The sequence below is a fragment of the Streptomyces sp. enrichment culture genome (genome assembly GCF_964272895.1).
Classification (GTDB): domain Bacteria; phylum Actinomycetota; class Actinomycetes; order Streptomycetales; family Streptomycetaceae; genus Streptomyces.
The window spans coordinates 1,384,498-1,403,255 of the sequence record NZ_OZ186832.1 but is presented as its reverse complement, the minus strand read 5'-3'; the positions used below and the strand labels follow the sequence as shown (position 1 = coordinate 1,403,255).

The window sequence follows — 18,758 nt, the reverse complement described above, 5'->3', positions numbered from 1 at the left end:
CGTCGGACGCGCGGACGAAGCGGGTCGTACGGTCCGCTCAGCCGCGCGCCCGTTGGGTGACGGCGATGCACACCAGCACCGCCGCGGCCGTCAGCGGGGCGGCCACGGTCAGGTGCTCGCCCAGCAGCAGCACCGACCACACCAGTGTGAGCAGCGGCTGGGCCAACTGCAACTGGCTCGCCTTGGGGATGCCGATGACCGCCATGCCCCGGTACCAGACCACCAGACCGAGGAACTGCGAGCCCGCCGCGACCCACAGCAGTCCGGCGACGCTGTGCCCGGTGAGCTGCACCGGCTCCTGCGACAGCGCCACCGCCGCCCCGATCGCGCCGAGCGGCGCGCACAGCACCAGCGCCCAGCCGATGACCTGCCAGCCCGGCATCACGCGGGCCAGCCGGCCGCCCTCGGTGTAGCCGGCCGCGCACACCAGCAGCGCGGCGAAGAGATACAGGTCGGCGCCGGTGAGGGCGCCGCCGCTCTGCTGCACGGTAAACGCCACGACCGCGGCCGCGCCGGCGAGCGCCGCCAGCCAGAAGGTCCGTGAGGGACGGTTGCCCATGCGCAGCGCGGACAGCGCGGCGGTGGTCAGCGGCAGCAGCCCGACCACCACGGCCGCGTGCGCGGTGGTGGAGGTCTGCAGCGCCAGCGTGGTCAGCAGCGGGAACCCGACGACGACTCCGCCCCCGACGACCGCGAGCCCGGCCCAGTGCGCCCGCGCGGGCAGCGGCACCCGCAGGGCGAGCAGACAGCCGCCCGCGATGAGCGCGGCCAGGACACTGCGCACCGCGACCAGTGACCAGGGGCCGAAGCCCTCCAGGCCCCAGGCGGTGGCGGGGAAGGTCAGCGAGAAGGCGGTGACACCGAGGGCGGCCTGCGCGATGCCGAAGGAGGCGGACCGCTGGGGGGCCTCGGGGGCGTCGACTGCTATCCGAGTCGGGGCGATAGCGCTACTCTGTGCTCTCATGCATGAGCGTAGCAGTGTCGGTGAACTGGCGAACAGCCTGCGGAGCGAGCTCAACCGCTACTCTCCGGGTGAGAAGCTGCCCTCCAGCCGGGCTCTCGTCGAGCGGTTCCGGGTCAGCCCGGTGACCGTGTCGCGGGCACTGGCCCAGCTCGCCGCGGAGGGGCTGGTGGTGACCCGGCCCGGCGCCGGGGCGTTCCGGGCGCAGCCGCGCCGGACGCCCGTCGCGGCCGGGGACACCTCCTGGCAGGAGGTCGCCCTCAGCGCCGACGGCGCCGCCGACCTCGTACCGCGCACCGTGGACGCCTCCGGGGTGACCGTCTCGCTCGCCGCCCCGCCGCCCGGCGTGATCGAGTTCAACGGCGGCTATCTGCACCCGTCACTCCAACCGGAGAAGGCGATGGCCGCGGCGCTGTCCCGCGCCGGGCGCCGCCCCGGTGCGTGGGGGCGCCCGCCGCTGGAGGGGCTGCCCGAACTGCGCGAGTGGTTCGCGCGCGGCCTCGGCGACACCGTCAGCGCCGCCGAGGTGCTCGTCACCGCCGGCGGCCAGTCGGCGCTCACCACCGCCCTGCGCGCGGTGGCCCCGCCCGGCGCACCCGTCCTGGTCGAGTCCCCGACCTACCCCGGCATGCTGGCCATCGCCCGCGCGGCCGGACTGCGCCCGGTCCCCGTCCCGGTCGACGCCGACGGGGTCCGTCCCCCACTGCTGGCGGACGCCTTCAAGGCCACCGGCGCCCGCGTCTTCGTCTGCCAGCCGCTGTTCCAGAACCCCACCGGCGCCGTCCTCGCCCCCGAGCGGCGCGGCGAGGTGCTGCGCATCGCGCGGGAGGCCGGTGCCTTCGTCGTCGAGGACGACTTCGTCCGGCGGCTCGCGCACGAGGACGCCGGGGTGCTGCCGCGCCCGCTGATCGCCGACGACCCCGACGGGGTGGTCGTGCACGTCGGCTCGCTCACCAAGGCCACCTCCCCGAGCTTCCGGGTCAGCGCGCTGGTCGCCCGCGGGCCGGTGCTGGAGCGGCTGCGGGCCATCCAGGTCGTGGACACCTTCTTCGTGCCCCGGCCGCTCCAGGAGGCGGCCCTGGAGCTGGTCGGCTCCCCGGCCTGGCCCCGCCATCTGCGCGCCCTCGGCGGACAGCTGCGCGCCCGCCGTGACGCGATGGTCTCGGCCCTGCGGCGGGAGCTGCCGGCACTGGAGCTGCCGCACATCCCCTCCGGCGGCTACCAGCTCTGGGTCCGCCTGCCCGACGGCCTCGACGAGTCGGCCCTCCCCGCCGCCGGTGCCCGCGCCGGCGTCGCCCTCACCCCCGGCCGCCCCTACTTCTGCGCCGAGCCCCCCGCCGGCCACCTCCGCCTCAGCTTCGCCGCGGTCGCCGGCACGGGCGAGATCGCCGAGGGCGTACGACGACTGAGGGCGGCCTGCGAGGAACTGCTCCCGCGCTGAGGCCGTCGACGGACCGCGGGCGAAGCGGGCGAGGGCCGCACCCGCGGCGACGGCTGCGGACGCCCCCCGACGGCGAGGGACCCCCCGCGCGCGCTGGCGAGGGACCTGCCCCCCGTGACGGCGAGGGACCTGCCCCGCGCGCTGGCGAGGGACCGCCCACCCCCGTGACGGTGAGGGACCCGCCCCCCGCGATGGCGAGGGACCGCCCCCCGCGACGGCGAGGGGCCTCCGCGACGGCGAGGGGCCCTTGCGACGGCGAGGGACCGCCCCCCCCCCGCGGTGCCAGCTGCGGACCCCCGCGGGCCAGCGGCGACAGACCCCCGCGGTGGCGGCGACAGACCTCCCGACGGTGGCGGCGACAGCCCCCCGCGGTGACGGCGACGGACCGCTCCCGCCGCAGCGGCGGCGGACCGCTCCCGCCGCGACGGCTGTGAGCCGTTCCCGCCGCAGTGGGTACTCATCGCGCGCCGAACCGCCCCCGCACAGAAACCCGTTCGACCGCAGCCACACCCCCCTGTGAGGATCCCCGCATGACCGACACCACCGGCCTCCCCGACGGCTACGAGATCTCCACCGACCCCGGCCGCATCGACGCCGAGCGCGTGCACCGGTGGCTGTCCACCGACACGTACTGGGCGCTCGGACGGTCCCGCGAGAAGCAGGACCGGGCGATCGCGGGGTCGCTCAACTTCGGGGTGTACGACATGGTTTCGGGGGACCAGGTCGCCTACGCCCGGGTCATCACCGATCGGACCACCTTCGCCTGGCTGTGCGATGTGTACGTGGACCCGTCGGCGCGCGGCAAGGGCATCGGAACGGCGCTCGCCGGGGCCGTACGCGAAGAGCTGCGGCCGCACGGAGTGCGCCGCATCCTGCTCGCCACGCACGACGCCCAGGGGATGTACGCCAAGGCCGGGTTCGCGCCGCTGGAGCGGCCGGAGCAGTGGATGGCGCTCGAATTCGGCGGGTGAAACCGGGCGCGCCCGGGACAACTCGGAGGTAACACCTCTTGACCTGCGCAGTCTCCGGGCTCACCATCCCCGCATGGCACTTCGGGTCACCTTTGTCGCGGCCGCGCGCAGCTCGGCGCTGCTCGCGGAGCGCTTCCAGGACGACCGGCCGCTGGACCAGGCGGGCTGGGACGAGGTCCAGCACGTGGCCGGCGGTCTGCTGCCGCTCGCCGCCGCCGACCTGCGCTACTGCTCGCCCACCCCGCGCAGCCGCGCGACCGGTGACGCCCTCGGCTACGCGCCGCTGGTCCAGCTCGCCCTGCGCGACTGCGACATGGGCCGCTGGAACGGGCTGACCCTGGCCGAGGCGATGGCTCGTGAGCCGGGCGCGGTGGACGCCTGGCTCGCCGACCCGCGCTGCACCCCGCACGGCGGGGAGTCGCTGCTGGCGTTCATCTCCCGCGTCGGCGGCTGGCTGGACACCCGCCCCGTCGAGGACGGCTGCCGGATCGTCGCCGTGGCCGAGCCCTCGGTGATCCGCGCCGCCCTGGTCTACGCCCTGAAGGCGCCGCCCGCGACCTACTGGAACCTCGACGTCCGCCCCCTGTCCACGACCACGCTCGCCGGCCACCGAGGCCGCTGGAACCTGCGCTTCGACATGGCCGCGGCGGCCTAGCGCCCTGCTTCGACGCCGGCACGGTCCGGAAGACAGGCCCTAGGCCGTGTCCGCAAAGTCCAGCCTGCCCCGCGACGCCTGGCACGCGCTCTCGCCGCACCGGGAGAAAGCCCAAGTACGTCCAGTACGAGGGCTTCCACCCGGCACGCCGAGAGCACGCACCAGACGCCGCGGGGCCCGCCCTCCGGGCGGACGACGGGACTTTGCGGACACGGCCTAGGCGCCCTTGGGCGCCCGACGGGTGTAGTCCGTGACCAGCAGCAGATCCTTGGCAGGGCCGCCCACCCGCCACACCGTCCGCCAGCGGTCGGCGTCCGCGACGGTGAACTCGCCGCGGTAGAGGTCGGCCGAGCAGGGGTGGTCGGTGACATGCCGCCCCGACCTCAGGTCCAGGTCGTGGAAGGGCCGCCCGTCGGCGAACCGTACGTCCGCCGTGCCGGTCTCCGCGCCCGGCAGGAACCGCAGGGTCCGCTCGGCGGGCCGGGTGACCCCGCGCCAGGTGAACCCACCCGCCTCCCGGTGCAGCAGCCCCCCGCCGTCCAGTGGCGTGAAAGCGGTGGTCCCGCGGAAGGTGCCCTCGGTGCCGTCCGCGAGATCGCGCACCACCCGCGCCACCTCCCAGCTGCCCGCCAGATAGGCGAGCACATCGGGCACTGGCCGGAACTCGACCATCTCGCCCCGCCCTCCGTCCCGGTCGTCGTTGCGCGACCCATTGACGCCTCATCGCCCCCTCCCTATCTTGCCGTTCGAATTGCTGATCAATGTCCGATATTTCGAACGACAGAATCGCCCCAGCAAGGGGGCGCAGAGCCGCGGAGTATCCATGTCACGCACCACCCGCACCACCCGCACACCCCGCACCCCCCGGATCCGCCGGAGATTCGGTCTCACCGCCGGTGCCGTCCTGGCGGCCACCGCCGTCGCCGTCCCCGCCCCCGCGCACGCCGAGGCGGTCACCGACTACCGGATCACGGTGAACCCCGACGCCCGGGGCGCGACGATCGACGACACGATGTACGGCGTCTTCTTCGAGGACATCAACCGCGCCGCCGACGGCGGCCTGTACGCCGAGCTCGTGCAGAACCGCTCCTTCGAGTACTCCACCGCCGACAACGGCTCCTACACCCCGCTCACCTCCTGGGCGGTGGACGGCACGGCCCGGGTCGTCGACGACACCGGCCGGCTGAACGAGCGCAACCGCAACTACCTCTCCCTGGGCGCCGGTTCCACCGTCACGAACGCCGGCTACAACACCGGCGTCCGGGTCGAGCAGGGCAAGCGGTACGACTTCTCGGTCTGGGCGCGGGCCGAGGCCGGCACCACCCTCACCGTCGCCCTCCGGGACGCCGCCGGCCCGCTCACGACGGCCCGCCAGGTGGCCGTCTCCGGCGGCTGGAGGAAGTACACCGCCACCTTCACCGCGGCCCGCACCAGCTCCCGCGGCCGCCTCGCCGTGACCTCGTCGGGCGCCGCCGCCCTGGACATGGTCTCCCTGTTCCCGCGGGAGACGTACAAGAACCAGCCCAACGGCCTGCGCAAGGACCTCGCCGAGAAGATCGCGGCCCTCAAGCCCGGCTTCGTCCGCTTCCCCGGCGGCTGCCTGGTCAACACCGGCTCCATGCAGGACTACAGCGAGGCATCCGGCTGGCAGCGCAGGCGCAGCTACCAGTGGAAGGACACCGTCGGCCCGGTCGAGCAGCGTGCCACCAACGCCAACTTCTGGGGCTACAACCAGTCCTACGGCCTCGGCTACTACGAGTACTTCCGCTTCGCCGAGGACATCGGCGCGATGCCCCTGCCCGTCGTGCCGGCCCTGGTCACCGGCTGCGGCCAGAACCGCGCCACGAACGACGAGGCCCTCCTGCGGCGGCACATCCAGGACACCCTGGACCTCATCGAGTTCGCCAACGGCCCGGCGACCTCGACCTGGGGCAAGGTGCGGGCCCGGATGGGCCACCCCAAGCCCTTCCACCTCACCCACATAGGCGTCGGCAACGAGGAGAACCTGCCCGCCCAGTTCTTCGCCCACTTCCAGAGGTTCCGCGCCGCCATCGAGGCGAAGCACCCGGAGATCACCGTCATCTCCAACTCCGGCCCCGACGACACCGGCGCCACCTTCGACAGCCTCTGGAAGCTGAACCGCGAGGCGAACGTCGACATGGTCGACGAGCACTACTACAACAGCCCCCAGTGGTTCCTGCAGAACAACGACCGCTACGACGGCTACGACCGCCAGGGCCCCAAGGTCTTCCTCGGCGAGTACGCCTCCCAGGGCAACGCCTTCAAGAACGCCCTCGCCGAAGCCGCGTTCATGACCGGCCTGGAGCGCAACGCGGACGTCGTCAAGCTCGCCAGCTACGCCCCGCTGCTCGCCAACGAGGACTACGTCCAGTGGCGCCCGGACATGATCTGGTTCAACAACCACGCCTCCTGGAACTCCGCGAGCTACGAGGTCCAGAAGCTGTTCATGAACAACGTCGGCGACCGCGTCGTCCCCTCCACCGCGACCGGCACCCCGGACGTCAGCGGCCCGATCACCGGCGCGATCGGCCTCTCCACCTGGGCCACCAGCGCGGCGTACGACGATGTGACGGTGACCTCGGCGGACGGCAGGGCGCTGTTCGGCGACGACTTCTCCGGTGACGCCTCGCAGTGGGCGCACAGCGGCAGCGGCAGCTGGAGCGTCCAGAACGGCGCCTACGTCCAGACCGACGAGGCCGCCGAGAACACCCTGGTCACGGCCGGGGACCCGGCCTGGCGGGACTACGACCTGAAGGTGAGGGCCACCAAGAAGTCCGGCAAGGAGGGCTTCCTCGTCGCCTTCGGCGTGAAGGACACCGGCAACTACTACTGGTGGAACCTGGGCGGCTGGAACAACACCCAGTCCGCCGTCGAGCAGGCCGTGGACGGCGCCAAGTCGACGCTGCTGTCCAAGCCCGGCTCCATCGAGACCGGCCGCACCTACGACATCGAGGTCGAGGTGCGCGGCCGCCAGGTGAGCCTCTACCTCGACGGCGCCCTGTGGGGCAGCTTCACCGACGACAAGCCGGCCGAGCCGTTCCGCCAGGTCGTCACCGAGGACGAGCGCACCGGCGACCTGATCGTCAAGGTCGTCAACGCCCAGTCCACGCCCGCCCGCACGACCGTCGACCTCGGCCGCGACGACGTCTCCTCGCGGGCCCGGGTGACCACGCTGGCCGCCGAGCCGGACGACGTGAACACCGAGTCGGACACCCCCGTCGCGCCGGTGACCTCGACCTTCTCCGGGGTCGCGGAGGAGTTCACGTACACCTTCCCGGCGAACTCGGTCACGTTCCTGAGGATCGACCGGGACTGACCCGACCGCGGGCCGCCGCACCCCCTCCGCGGCGGCCCGCACGCGCGTCCTCCCCGCGCTCTTCGAACGGGCCCCTGTGCCGTCACCGGTGACAGAACACGCACCCCTCCCACAGCGGCAGCGCGCTGAGCACCCGGTGCCGCACGCAGCAGGCGGCGGCGCCCTCGGCGGGCAGCCCGCCCGGCACCGGCCGCGCGTCGGCCGGGTCGAAGGCGGCGACGATCTCCCGGAACCGGCGCAGATACGTCTGCGCGTACGGCGGCTCGTAGCCGAGCTCGTCCCAGCGGTGCCGCCGCGCGGCCAGATCGACGACCCCCAGCACGAAGTCCTTCGCCCGGCCGCGCTCCTCGGCGCAGCCTCCCCAGTCGAGCTCCCCGAGATCGAACCCGACCGCACCGAGGCCCCGCCACCGGACGCCGCACAAGGCGATTGCATAAACGTGCAGGGAAACGTATAGTCATGCCATCCAGGAGGAGGGTTCCATGACGGTACGAGCGGCAGTGGCCGGAGCGAGCGGGTACGCGGGCGGTGAGCTGCTGCGCCTGCTCCTGGCCCATCCCGAGGTGGAGATCGGCGCGCTGACGGCGAACTCGAACGCCGGGCAGCGGCTCGGCGCGCTGCAGCCGCATCTGCTGCCGCTGGCCGACCGGGTGCTGGAGGAGACCACCGCCGACGTGCTCGCCGGGCACGACGTGGTGTTCCTCGCGCTGCCGCACGGCCAGTCCGCCGCCGTCGCCGAGCAGCTCGGCCCGGACGTCCTGGTCGTCGACATGGGCGCCGACTTCCGGCTGAAGGACGCCGCCGACTGGGAGAAGTTCTACGGCTCCCCGCACGCCGGCACCTGGCCCTACGGCCTCCCCGAACTTCCGGGCGCCCGCGCCGCGCTGGAGGGGTCCAAGCGCATCGCGGTGCCCGGTTGCTACCCCACCTCGGTCTCGCTCGCCCTGTTCCCGGCCTACGCCGCCGACCTCGCCGAGCCCGAGGCCGTGATCGTCGCCGCGTCCGGTACGTCCGGCGCGGGCAAGGCGCCCAAGCCGCATCTGCTGGGCAGCGAGGTCATGGGCTCCATGACGCCGTACGGCGTCGGCGGCGGCCACCGGCACACCCCCGAGATGAGCCAGAACCTCAGCGCGGTGGCCGGCCGGACCGTGAGCGTCTCCTTCACCCCCACCCTCGCCCCGATGCCCCGCGGCATCCTCGCCACCTGCTCCGCCAAGGCGAAGCCCGGCGTCACCGCCGAGTCCGTGCGCGCCGCCTACGAGAAGGCGTACGCCGACGAGCCGTTCGTGCACCTGCTGCCCGAGGGCCAGTGGCCGGCCACGGCGTCCGTCTACGGTTCCAACGCCGTTCAGGTGCAGGTCGCGTACGACGCCGGGGCGGGCCGCATCATCGCGATCAGCGCGATCGACAACCTGACCAAGGGCACCGCCGGCGGTGCCGTCCAGAGCATGAACATCGCCCTGGGTCTCGCGGAGACCACCGGGCTTTCCACGATCGGAGTCGCACCGTGAGCGTCACGGCAGCCAAGGGATTCACGGCGGCGGGCATCGCCGCCGGGATCAAGGAGAACGGCAACCCGGACCTGGCCCTCGTGGTCAACACCGGGCCGCGCCGCGCCGCCGCGGGCGTCTTCACCTCCAACCGTGTGAAGGCCGCGCCGGTGCTGTGGTCGGAGCAGGTGCTGAAGACCGGCGAGCTGACCGCCGTCGTCCTCAACTCGGGCGGCGCCAACGCCTGTACGGGGCCGAAGGGCTTCCAGGACACCCACGCCACCGCCGAGAAGGTGGCCGAGGTGCTGGACATCGGCGCCGGTGAGGTCGCCGTCTGCTCCACCGGCCTGATCGGCGTGCTGCTCCCCATGGACAAGCTGCTCCCCGGCGTCGAGACCGCCGCCGCCCAGCTGTCCGAGCACGGCGGCGAGAAGGCGGCCATCGCCATCAAGACCACCGACACCGTGCACAAGACCTCGGTCGTCACCAAGGACGGCTGGACCGTCGGCGGCATGGCCAAGGGCGCGGGCATGCTCGCCCCCGGCCTCGCCACCATGCTGGTCGTCCTCACCACCGACGCCGACCTGGACGGCGCGGCCCTGGACCAGGCCCTGCGCGCGGCCACCAAGGTCACGTTCGACCGGGTCGACTCCGACGGCTGCATGTCCACCAACGACACCGTCCTGCTCATGGCGTCCGGCGCCTCGGGCATCACCCCCGACTTCGCCGAGTTCGCCGAGGCCGTACGGCAGGTCTGCGACGACCTCGGCCAGCAGCTGATCCGCGACGCCGAGGGCGCCAGCAAGGACATCAAGGTCGAGGTGATCAACGCGGCCACCGAGGACGACGCCGTCGAGGTCGGCCGGTCCATCGCCCGCAACAACCTCCTCAAGTGCGCCATCCACGGCGAGGACCCCAACTGGGGCCGTGTCCTCTCGGCGATCGGCACCACGAAGGCCGCCTTCGAGCCCGACCGGCTGAACGTCGCCATCAACGGCGTCTGGGTGTGCAAGAACGGCGGCGTCGGCGAGGACCGCGAGAAGGTCGACATGCGCTACCGCGAGGTGCACATCGTCGCCGACCTCGCCGCGGGCTCCGAGACCGCCACCATCTGGACCAACGACCTCACCGCCGACTACGTCCACGAGAACAGCGCCTACTCCTCATGAGCACTCGCAAGCACACCGCCCTGCCGAAGGCCCAGATCCTCGTCGAGGCGCTGCCCTGGCTGACCCGCCACCACGGCAAGGTCGTCGTCATCAAGTTCGGCGGCAACGCCATGGTGAACGAGGAGCTGAAGGCCGCCTTCGCCCAGGACGTCGTCTTCCTGCGGCACGCCGGCCTCAAGCCCGTCGTCGTGCACGGCGGCGGCCCGCAGATCAGCGCCGCCCTCGACAAGCACGGCATCGTCAGCGAGTTCAAGGCGGGCCTGCGCGTCACCACCGAGGACGCCATGGACGTCGTCCGCATGGTCCTCGCCGGACAGGTGCAGCGCGAACTGGTCGGCCTGCTCAACCAGCACGGCCCGCTGGCCGTCGGCCTCACCGGCGAGGACGCGCACACCATCACCGCAACCAAGCACCAGCCCGAGATCGACGGCGAGCAGATCGACATCGGCCGGGTCGGCGAGATCACCGCCATCGACACCGGCGCGATCGAGGCGCTGCTCGCGGACGGCCGTATCCCGGTCGTGTCGTCGATCGCCCGCAGCCAGGACGACGGCCATGTCTACAACGTCAACGCCGACACGGCGGCCGCCGCACTCGCCGCCGCCCTGGGCGCCGAGACCCTCATGGTCCTCACCGACGTCGAGGGCCTGTACGAGGACTGGCCGAACAGCGACGAGGTGATCAGCCGCCTCACCGCCACCCAGCTGGAGAAGCTGCTGCCGGAGCTGTCCTCCGGCATGGTCCCGAAGATGGAGGGCTGTCTGCACGCCGTACGCAACGGCGTGAACACCGCCCGCGTCATCGACGGCCGGGTCCAGCACTCGATCCTGCTGGAGATCTTCACCGACGAGGGCATCGGCACCATGGTCGTGCCCGACCAGGACGCACAGGGGGAGTCGTGAGCAACGAGGAGATGACCGCGCGGTGGCAGGGCGCGCTCATGAACAACTACGGCACCCCGCGGCTGCCCCTGGTGCGCGGTGAGGGCATGAAGGTCTGGGACGCCGACGGCCGGCCGTACCTCGACTTCGTCGGTGGCATCGCCACCAACGCGCTCGGCCACGCCCACCCGGCGGTCGTCGAGGCGGTGAGCGCGCAGATCGCGTCCCTCGGCCACATCTCCAACTTCTTCATGGCCGAGCCGACCCTCGCCCTGGCCGAACGGCTGCTGACGCACTTCGGCCGCGACGGCAAGGTCTTCTTCTGCAACTCCGGCGCCGAGGCCAACGAGGCCGCCTTCAAGATCGGCCGGCTCACCGGGCGGACCCATGTCGTCGCCACCCAGGGCGGCTTCCACGGGCGCACCCTGGGCGCCCTCGCGCTCACCGGACAGCCCGGCAAGCGGGAGCCGTTCCTGCCGCTGCCCGGCGATGTCACCCATGTGCCCTTCGGCGACGCCCAGGCCCTGGCCGCCGCCGTCACCGAGGACACCGCCATGGTGATCATCGAGCCGATCCAGGGCGAGCTCGGCGTCGTCGTCCCGCCGCCCGGCTACCTCAAGGCCGCCCGCGCGATCACCGCCGCCTCCGGAGCGCTGCTCGTCCTCGACGAGGTGCAGACCGGCATCGGCCGCACCGGCCACTGGTTCGCGTACCAGGCCCACGAGGGCGTCCTGCCCGATGTCGTCACCCTCGCCAAGCAGCTCGGCGGCGGACTGCCGCTCGGCGCGACCGTCGCCTTCGGCCGGGCCGCGGAGCTGTTCCAGCCGGGCCACCACGGCACCACGTTCGGCGGCAACCCCGTCGCCTGCGCCGCCGGTCTCGCCGTACTCGACACCATCGCGAACGACGGGCTGCTGGAGAACGTCAAGCGGCAGGGCGAGAAGCTGCGGGAGGGAATCGAAGCGCTCGGCCACCCGCTGGTCTCCCATGTCCGGGGCGCCGGCCTCCTCCTGGGTATCGTGCTCACCGGGCCGCTCGCGCCGAAGGTGCAGCAGGCGGCCCAGGACGCCGGATTCCTGCTGAACGCGCCCGCCCCCGATGTCGTACGGCTCATGCCACCGCTGACCATCGGCGACGAGGAAGTGGAAGCGCTTCTTCAGGCCCTGCCCGGCATCCTTGACGCAGTCGACGGGGACGGACGAGCCGGAGAATGAGACGACGATGAGCCAGGCGCAGGACCACGAGCAGACCTCCGGGCCCGCCGTACCGCAGACCCGCACCGCCCGCCACCGCCGGATCGTGGACATCCTCAACCGGCAGCCGGTGCGGTCGCAGAGCCAGCTGGCGAAGCTGCTCGCGGACGACGGACTGACCGTCACCCAGGCGACGCTGTCCCGCGATCTCGACGAGCTGAACGCGGTGAAGATCCGCAACACCGACGGTGAGCTGATCTACGCCGTGCCCAGCGAAGGGGGGTTCCGTACGCCGCGCGCCCCGCTCGGGGAGTCGGCGAAGGAGGAGCGGATGCGGCGGCTCTCGCAGGAGCTGCTGATCTCCGCGGAAGCCTCGGCGAACCTCGTGGTTCTGCGTACGCCGCCCGGTGCCGCCCAGTTCCTGGCCTCGGCCATCGACCAGGCCGAGCTGCACGACATCCTCGGGACGATCGCGGGTGACGACACGCTGCTGCTGATCAGCCGGGAGCCGAGCGGGGGGCAGGCGCTCGCCGACCACCTGCTGCGGCTGGCTCAGAACGGCCACTGAAGGGGTCCTCCGGTCCCGTCGCCGGGTGCGGGGTGGTGTGGGGCTGGTCGCGCCCCGGCGGCGGAGCCGCACATCGATACGGCCCCGCGCCCCCGGCGGCGTGCACTCACCCCAGCCAGGAGGCCAGGCCCTCTGTGCATCTCACCTCATCGCCTGCCGTGATCAACAGGCCGTCCACCCCCGGCAGCGACTCCAGCCACGCCAGGCCGGCGCGCGACCCCATCGCGAAGGCCGCCGTCGCCCAGCAGTCCGCCCAGGTCAGGGACGGGGCCACCACCGTCACCCCGAGCAGGTCCGTCACCGCCGGCCGGCGGGTCCGGGGGTCGAGGACGTGCACGCCCCGCTCGGCGGTCCCGGACGTGGCGACCGCCAGTTCGGCCGCGCCCGCGGAGGAGATCACCGCCGCCAGTCCGCCGGGCCTCAGCGGATCGGCCACCCCCACCCGCCAGGGCCGCCCCGCGGCAGGCGCCCCGAGAAGCTGCACATCCCCGCCGCCGTTGACGCTCACCCCCTGCGCACCCGCGGCCAGCAGCGCCCGTGCCGCCCGCTCGACCGCCCAGCCCTTGACGATGCCCGTGGGGTCCACGCGCCCGGCGTAGTACGCGCTGAACCAGCCGTCGCTGAGCCGTTCCGCCACGGCGGCCAGCTCCAGCACCTCGGCCACCACCGGATCGCAGCCGGCGACCGTCAGCTCCCCGCGTGCCAGCCGCGACACCTCGCTGTCGTCGCGATAGGTGCTGAACAGCTCCTCCAGCCGCCGCAGTTCGGCGACCGCCGCGTCGACGGCCTCGGCCGGACCGCCGCGGACGTCGAAGGAGAAGACCGTCCCCATGATCTCCTCGCTGCGGCGTACGGGTTCAGGCACCGGCCCGGTCCAGCGCCGACTGCAGGGACCGCCGGTAGCCCTCGCTGGTGTACGTCGCGCCGGACACGGCGTCGATGCGGGCGCTCTGCGCCGCGACGGCGGCCCGGTCCAGGCGCGGCACGGCGTCGCGGCTGATCTCGGAGCTGCGGCCGCCGCTGGGCGCCCGGACGGCCTCGGCCCGGACGATCCTGCCGTCGCGGACGGTGAGGCGGACCTGGACGGGACCGTACTGGGTGCCGACGGCGTCGCCGGTGACCGTCGTGGCGCCCGCCTCCTGGCCCGCCGCGGCCGGGGGAGGGGGCGCGGGGGCGGCCGCCGGGCCGGAGGCGGGCTTGAGGGACAGCAGCAGCACGATGCCGGAGACGGTGGCGGCGACGGTGAGGACGGTACGCCGGACGGGGTGGTTCTTCTTCATCGGTTGCGCAACTCCCGCTGACTGGTCACATCGCGAAGGACTCGTGGTGGATGCGGCGGGCCGGGACGCCCGCGCCGCGCAGGGCCTCGTAGACCGACCGGGCGAAGCCGGGCGGCCCGCACAGGAACACGTCGTGGCGCTCGATGTCCGGAATCTTGTGCCGCAGGGACTCCGCGGAGATGTCGGGGCGTTCGCCGTCCGGGCTGTTGACCGCGTACATCAGCCGGGCGCCCCGCTCGTCGGCGATGGCCGCCAGCTCGCCCCACAGCGCCAGATCCTGGGTGCTGGTGGCCCGGTAGAGCAGGGTGATGTCACCGGCCGCGCCGGGCAGCGTCTCGAACAGCGCCCGCATCGGGGTGATCCCCACCCCGCCCGCCACCAGCAGCACCTTGCCGCGGCTGCGCCGCTGGGCGGTCAGCGCCCCGTAGGGGCCCTCGGCCCACACCCGGGTGCCGGGGGCGAGGTCGCGCAGCCGGGAGCTGTGGTCGCCGATCGCCTTGACGGTGATGCGCAGCATGTCGGGCCGGGGCGCCGCCGACAGCGAGTACGGGTGGGAGCTGAACCGCAGGCCCGGCGCGAGAAACCGCCAGCGGAAGAACTGCCCCGCCTGCGCGCCCATCCGGTGCAGTCTGCGCCCGCCGATCAGCACCGACACGATCCCCGGCGTCTCCTCGATCACCGCCTCGACCCGCAGCCGGTGCCGCAGGTTCAACCGGAGCGGCGTGACGACGCGGTACCACAGCAGCAGCGCGGTGACGGCCGCGTACAGCCCGGTCCAGGCGGTCTCGGCGGCGGGCTGCACCGCGAAGTCGTTGCCGACGGCGATCTGGTGCCAGAACGTCAGGAACACCGCCGCATACGTCATCAGGTGCACGTGGTACCAGGTGTCGTACGGCATGCGGCGCCGCACCCCGCCGATCGAGACGAGCCCGACGAGCAGCAGCAGAGCGGTGCCCACGGCGGCCTTGCCCATCTCCGGCAACCCGGTGACCGAGTCCACCGTCTGCCGGACGATGTCACCGAGTCCCAGCCCGGCCTGGAGGGCGTACCCCCACATGACGAGGAAGACATGGGCGAGGACCAGGCAGAGCGTGTACCGCCCGCTCATGGCGTGCCAGCGCGCGACCCGGTCGGATCCCACCCGGCGCTCCAGCGCGGGGACCCGGGCCATCTGGAGCACCACCAGCGCCATCAGATATCCGGCGAGCAGCCCGGTGATCCGCCCGGCGTGCACGATCCGTTCCGCCCGGTCCCCGATCGCGGGGGTGTTCTCCCACCACATCCACAGCACCCCGGCGGCCCCCGCCCACACGGCGAGCAGGAGCGGGACGGCGGGGGAGCGGCGCGGACGGATCCGGCGCATCGTCTGGCGACGGGCCGCGCGGCCGCCGGCGAGAGTGGTGGTCACTGTTCCTCCGGGACGGGGACTCCTGTCTTCCCTCGGCCCACAGGTACGCAGCGCGCGGCCGGTCCGTTCAGCCCCGCCCTACGGCAGGGGCGGCAGCGGCAGGGGCAGCCCCGGCAGCCCGTCGATGCTGGAGGCGATGTGCTCCTTCTTCGCGAAGTACGCCCCCAGCGAGGCGTCGTCCTCCCGAGCGAACCGGCGGGCGTGCAGATCCCGGTCCTCGTCGTACGTCATGAAGGGCACCGCGTATCCGCAGGTGTCCCGGACGAGCTCCGCCGTCACCACGATGATCGAGCGCAGACCGTGGGCGGAGGGGTCGATGCCGGGGAAGCGGGCGAGCAGGTCGGTGAAGCGCGGGTCGTCACGGAACACCGGCTCGCCGCGGCCATGCACCCGCACGATGTTCGGCGGTCCCTGGAACGCGCACCACATCAGGGTGATCCGGCCGTTCTCCCGCAGATGCGCGACCGTCTCCGCGTTGGAGCCCGCGAAGTCCAGGTAGGCCACGGTGAGTTCGTCGAGCACGGCCCAGGAGCCCTTGAGTCCCTTGGGAGAGAGGTTGATCGTGCCGTCCCCGGCGAGCGGCGCGGTCGCGGTGAAGAAGATCGGCTGCTCCTCGATGAAGGTGCGGAGCCGCCCGTCTATGCGCTCATAAGTCTTTCCCATGTCTAAATATTGCCATGCCTCACGATCATGGCTCCCATGAATACCGCGATCCGCTTTGACGAATCATGCAGAGGTCTGCATACTCATGCATAACAACGGTGTCTTCCGAGGAGCAGCGCAGTGAGCAGCAACAGCGGTGACGTACGGCTCTGGGGCGGCCGTTTCGCCGACGGCCCCGCCGAGGCCCTGGCGAAACTGTCCGCGTCCGTCCACTTCGACTGGCGGCTCGCCCCCTACGACATCGCCGGTTCCCGCGCCCACGCGCGGGTGCTGCACCAGGCGGGTCTCCTCACCGAGGACGAGCTCCAGCGCATGATCGCCGGGCTCGACCAGCTGGAGGCGGACGTCGCCGACGGCTCCTTCACCGGCACCATCGCCGACGAGGACGTCCACACCGCCCTGGAGCGCGGCCTGCTGGAGCGCCTCGGCCCGGACCTCGGCGGCAAGCTGCGCGCGGGCCGGTCCAGGAACGACCAGGTGGCCACGCTGTTCCGGATGTACCTGCGGGACCACGCCCGCGTCATCGCCGGTCTGATCGCCGACCTCCAGGACGCCCTGATCGGCCTCGCCGAGGCCCACCCGGACGTGGCGATGCCCGGCCGCACCCACCTCCAGCACGCCCAGCCCGTGCTGTTCGCGCACCATGTCCTCGCCCATGTCCAGGCGCTGTCGCGGGACGCCGAGCGGCTGCGCCAGTGGGACGCCCGTACGGCCGTCTCCCCGTACGGCTCGGGCGCCCTCGCGGGCTCCTCCCTCGGCCTGGACCCCGAGGCCGTGGCGAAGGACCTCGGCTTCGAGGGGGGCAGCGCCGCCAACTCCATCGACGGCACGGCCTCCCGCGACTTCGTCGCCGAGTTCGCCTTCATCACGGCGATGATCGGCGTGAACGTCTCCCGGATCGCCGAGGAGATCATCATCTGGAACACGAAGGAGTTCTCCTTCGTGACCCTGCACGACGCCTTCTCCACGGGCTCGTCGATCATGCCGCAGAAGAAGAACCCCGACATCGCCGAGCTCGCCCGCGGCAAGTCCGGCCGCCTCATCGGCAACCTGACCGGCCTGATGGCGACCCTCAAGGCGCTCCCGCTCGCGTACAACCGCGACCTCCAGGAGGACAAGGAGCCGGTCTTCGACTCCATCGACCAGCTGGAGGTCCTGCTCCCCGCCTTCACCGGCATGATGGCCACCCTCACCGTCCACCGCGAGCGCATGGAGGAACTGGCCCCCGCCGGCTTCTCCCTCGCCACCGACATCGCCGAGTGGCTGGTCAAGCAGGGCGTCCCCTTCCGCGTCGCCCACGAGGTCGCCGGCGAGTGCGTCAAGGTCGCCGAGTCCGAGGGCAAGGAACTGGACGACCTGACGGACGAACAGTTCGCCAAGATCTCCGAGCACCTGACCCCGGAGGTCCGCACGGTCCTGAACGTCCCCGGCGCCCTGGCCTCCCGCAACGGCAGGGGCGGCACGGCGCCGAGCGCGGTGGCCGTCCAGCTGGCGGAACTGAAGACGGACGTGAAGGCCCAGCACGAGTGGGCTTCAGCAAAGAACTGAGGGAAGGGCGGCGCCGCCAAGGGGCGCGGGGAACTGCGCGAACAACCACACCGCACCCGCGGTCGCCGACGCACGGCAGGCCCTGACTCCTTGGGCGATCACAAACGGTCATCGCGGGTTACGTTGGTCACTGCGCCCCACCGGAGCCGACCGAGAACGGAGCCCGCGATGCCCTTCGCCCGCCTCGCCAAGGCCACCACCCCCACCTGCCACATCGGCCTGGGCCTGGCCGCGGTGGGCCGCCCGGGCTACATCAACCTGGGCAGGGAGAAGGACCTCGGAGAGAACCGCACGGTCGAGGCACTGAAGGCCCGCACCCACGAACTCCTCGACGCCGCCTACGCCCAGGGCGTCCGCTACTTCGACGCCGCCCGCTCCTACGGCCGCGCCGAGGAATTCCTCGGCGCCTGGCTGAACGCCCACCCCGAGGTGGACGACGTGGTCATCGGCAGCAAATGGGGCTACACCTACACCGCCGACTGGTCCACCGACGCCGAGAAACACGAGGTCAAGGACCACAGCCTCGCCACCTACGAACGTCAGCGCGCCGAGACCGACGCCCTGCTCGGCGACCGGCTCGACCTCTACCAGATCCACTCGGTCACCCCCGACAGCCCCGCCCTCACCGACAAGGCCCTGCACGCCGCGCTCGCCGAGGCCGCGGCCCAGGGCGTCTCCGTCGGCTTCTCCACCAGCGGCCCCGCCCAGGCGGACGCGATCCGTGCCGCGCTCGCCGTGACGGTCGACGGCGAACCCCTCTTCCGTACCGTCCAGTCGACGTACAACCTCCTGGAGCCCTCGGCCGGCCCCGCCCTCGCCGAGGCGCACGACGCCGGACTGACGGTGATCGTCAAGGAGGGCATGGCCAACGGCCGCCTCGCCGACCCCTACGCACCGGACGCGCTGAAGGCGGTGGCCCAGGAGGTCTCCCTCGGCTGCGACGCCGTAGCCCTCGCCTGCGTCCTGCGCCTGCCCTGGGCCGGTGTGGTCCTCTCCGGCGCCGCGACCACCCTCCAGCTCGCCTCCAACCTGCACGCGCCCGTCGTGGACCTCGACGAGGACCAGCTCGCCCGTCTCGCCGCGCTGGCCGAGGACCCGGTCGCCTACTGGGACCGCCGCGGGCAGCTGCCCTGGCACTGATCCCACCCTCCCGCCCGGCCCCGCGTGAGTCACGCACGCCCATCGTGAGACAA

At 72.6% G+C, this 18,758-nt stretch carries 17 protein-coding genes and 1 pseudogene; 11 read left to right on the top strand and 7 right to left on the bottom strand.

The genetic code is table 11. From position 1 onward, the window contains the following. Positions 1-37: 37 nt before the first annotated feature. Positions 38-844, bottom strand: a complete 807-nt coding sequence (locus ACSU6M_RS06340; protein ID WP_437075024.1) for a DMT family transporter — start codon at positions 842-844, stop codon at positions 38-40. Here ACSU6M_RS06340 and ACSU6M_RS06335 point away from each other — a divergent pair. The 3 genes from ACSU6M_RS06335 to ACSU6M_RS06325 all read left to right on the top strand — a co-directional run bounded on the left by ACSU6M_RS06335 (position 759) and on the right by ACSU6M_RS06325 (position 4,028). Beyond that, the gene (locus ACSU6M_RS06335) at positions 759-2,402 is read left to right on the top strand and encodes a PLP-dependent aminotransferase family protein (RefSeq protein ID WP_437067771.1); all 1,644 of its coding nucleotides are present in this window, start codon (positions 759-761) and stop codon (positions 2,400-2,402) included. The two genes, ACSU6M_RS06340 and ACSU6M_RS06335, sit on opposite strands and share 86 nt — an antisense overlap. 530 nt (positions 2,403-2,932) lie before the next feature. After that, positions 2,933-3,373, top strand: a complete 441-nt coding sequence (locus tag ACSU6M_RS06330) for a GNAT family N-acetyltransferase (protein WP_437067769.1) — start codon at positions 2,933-2,935, stop codon at positions 3,371-3,373. 73 nt (positions 3,374-3,446) lie between these two features. Then, on the top strand, positions 3,447-4,028 hold the full coding sequence (locus tag ACSU6M_RS06325) for a histidine phosphatase family protein (protein WP_437067768.1): 582 nt from the start codon (positions 3,447-3,449) through the stop codon (positions 4,026-4,028). Between the two features lie 216 nt (positions 4,029-4,244). Here ACSU6M_RS06325 and ACSU6M_RS06320 read toward each other — a convergent pair whose 3' ends face one another. Further along, complete coding sequence (locus tag ACSU6M_RS06320) at positions 4,245-4,700, bottom strand: DUF6314 family protein (RefSeq protein ID WP_437067766.1); 456 nt, start codon at positions 4,698-4,700, stop codon at positions 4,245-4,247. A gap of 151 nt (positions 4,701-4,851) precedes the next feature. Here ACSU6M_RS06320 and ACSU6M_RS06315 point away from each other — a divergent pair, with 151 nt between their 5' ends. Further along, a complete protein-coding gene (locus tag ACSU6M_RS06315) occupies positions 4,852-7,365 on the top strand; it encodes an alpha-L-arabinofuranosidase C-terminal domain-containing protein (RefSeq protein WP_437067764.1) in 2,514 nt (837 codons plus the stop codon). Positions 7,366-7,447: 82 nt separating this feature from the next. Here the strand turns inward: ACSU6M_RS06315 and ACSU6M_RS06310 are convergent, their stop codons facing one another. Continuing rightward, positions 7,448-7,789 (bottom strand): hypothetical protein, encoded by a 342-nt coding sequence (locus ACSU6M_RS06310; protein WP_437067763.1) that lies wholly within the window; start codon positions 7,787-7,789, stop codon positions 7,448-7,450. A 58-nt stretch (positions 7,790-7,847) separates the two neighbouring features. Here ACSU6M_RS06310 and argC point away from each other — a divergent pair, with 58 nt between their 5' ends. The 5 genes from argC to ACSU6M_RS06285 are packed head-to-tail and all read left to right on the top strand — an operon-like array spanning position 7,848 to position 12,666. After that, positions 7,848-8,876: an N-acetyl-gamma-glutamyl-phosphate reductase gene (gene argC, locus ACSU6M_RS06305; RefSeq protein ID WP_437067761.1), complete on the top strand. Its 1,029-nt coding sequence runs from the start codon at positions 7,848-7,850 to the stop codon at positions 8,874-8,876. Next, the gene (argJ, locus tag ACSU6M_RS06300; RefSeq protein ID WP_437067760.1) at positions 8,873-10,024 is read left to right on the top strand and encodes a bifunctional glutamate N-acetyltransferase/amino-acid acetyltransferase ArgJ; all 1,152 of its coding nucleotides are present in this window, start codon (positions 8,873-8,875) and stop codon (positions 10,022-10,024) included. Before argC ends, argJ begins: the two co-directional genes overlap by 4 nt. Continuing rightward, complete coding sequence (gene argB, locus ACSU6M_RS06295) at positions 10,021-10,926, top strand: acetylglutamate kinase (RefSeq protein ID WP_437067758.1); 906 nt, start codon at positions 10,021-10,023, stop codon at positions 10,924-10,926. The genes argJ and argB overlap by 4 nt, the downstream gene beginning before the upstream one ends. Next, positions 10,923-12,119: an acetylornithine transaminase gene (locus ACSU6M_RS06290; RefSeq protein ID WP_437067756.1), complete on the top strand. Its 1,197-nt coding sequence runs from the start codon at positions 10,923-10,925 to the stop codon at positions 12,117-12,119. Before argB ends, ACSU6M_RS06290 begins: the two co-directional genes overlap by 4 nt. 7 nt (positions 12,120-12,126) lie before the next feature. Next, positions 12,127-12,666, top strand: a complete 540-nt coding sequence (locus tag ACSU6M_RS06285) for an arginine repressor (protein WP_437067754.1) — start codon at positions 12,127-12,129, stop codon at positions 12,664-12,666. Between the two features lie 106 nt (positions 12,667-12,772). On the opposite strand, the gene ACSU6M_RS06280 is transcribed toward ACSU6M_RS06285, so the two are convergent. The 4 genes and pseudogenes from ACSU6M_RS06280 to ACSU6M_RS06265 form a co-directional block, all read right to left on the bottom strand. Then, the gene (locus ACSU6M_RS06280) at positions 12,773-13,498 is read right to left on the bottom strand and encodes an FAD:protein FMN transferase (protein WP_437075022.1); all 726 of its coding nucleotides are present in this window, start codon (positions 13,496-13,498) and stop codon (positions 12,773-12,775) included. Between the two features lie 28 nt (positions 13,499-13,526). After that, a pseudogene (locus ACSU6M_RS06275) lies at positions 13,527-13,946 on the bottom strand (FMN-binding protein); the annotation flags it as partial. A gap of 25 nt (positions 13,947-13,971) precedes the next feature. Continuing rightward, positions 13,972-15,354: a ferredoxin reductase family protein gene (locus tag ACSU6M_RS06270; RefSeq protein ID WP_437067753.1), complete on the bottom strand. Its 1,383-nt coding sequence runs from the start codon at positions 15,352-15,354 to the stop codon at positions 13,972-13,974. Between the two features lie 78 nt (positions 15,355-15,432). After that, a complete protein-coding gene (locus ACSU6M_RS06265) occupies positions 15,433-16,017 on the bottom strand; it encodes a pyridoxamine 5'-phosphate oxidase family protein (protein ID WP_437067752.1) in 585 nt (194 codons plus the stop codon). Positions 16,018-16,137: 120 nt separating this feature from the next. Between ACSU6M_RS06265 and argH the strand changes: the two genes are divergently transcribed. Then, the gene (gene argH / locus ACSU6M_RS06260) at positions 16,138-17,565 is read left to right on the top strand and encodes an argininosuccinate lyase (RefSeq protein WP_437067751.1); all 1,428 of its coding nucleotides are present in this window, start codon (positions 16,138-16,140) and stop codon (positions 17,563-17,565) included. Positions 17,566-17,733: 168 nt separating this feature from the next. Then, complete coding sequence (locus ACSU6M_RS06255) at positions 17,734-18,705, top strand: aldo/keto reductase (RefSeq protein ID WP_437067750.1); 972 nt, start codon at positions 17,734-17,736, stop codon at positions 18,703-18,705. Positions 18,706-18,758 lie beyond the last annotated feature (53 nt).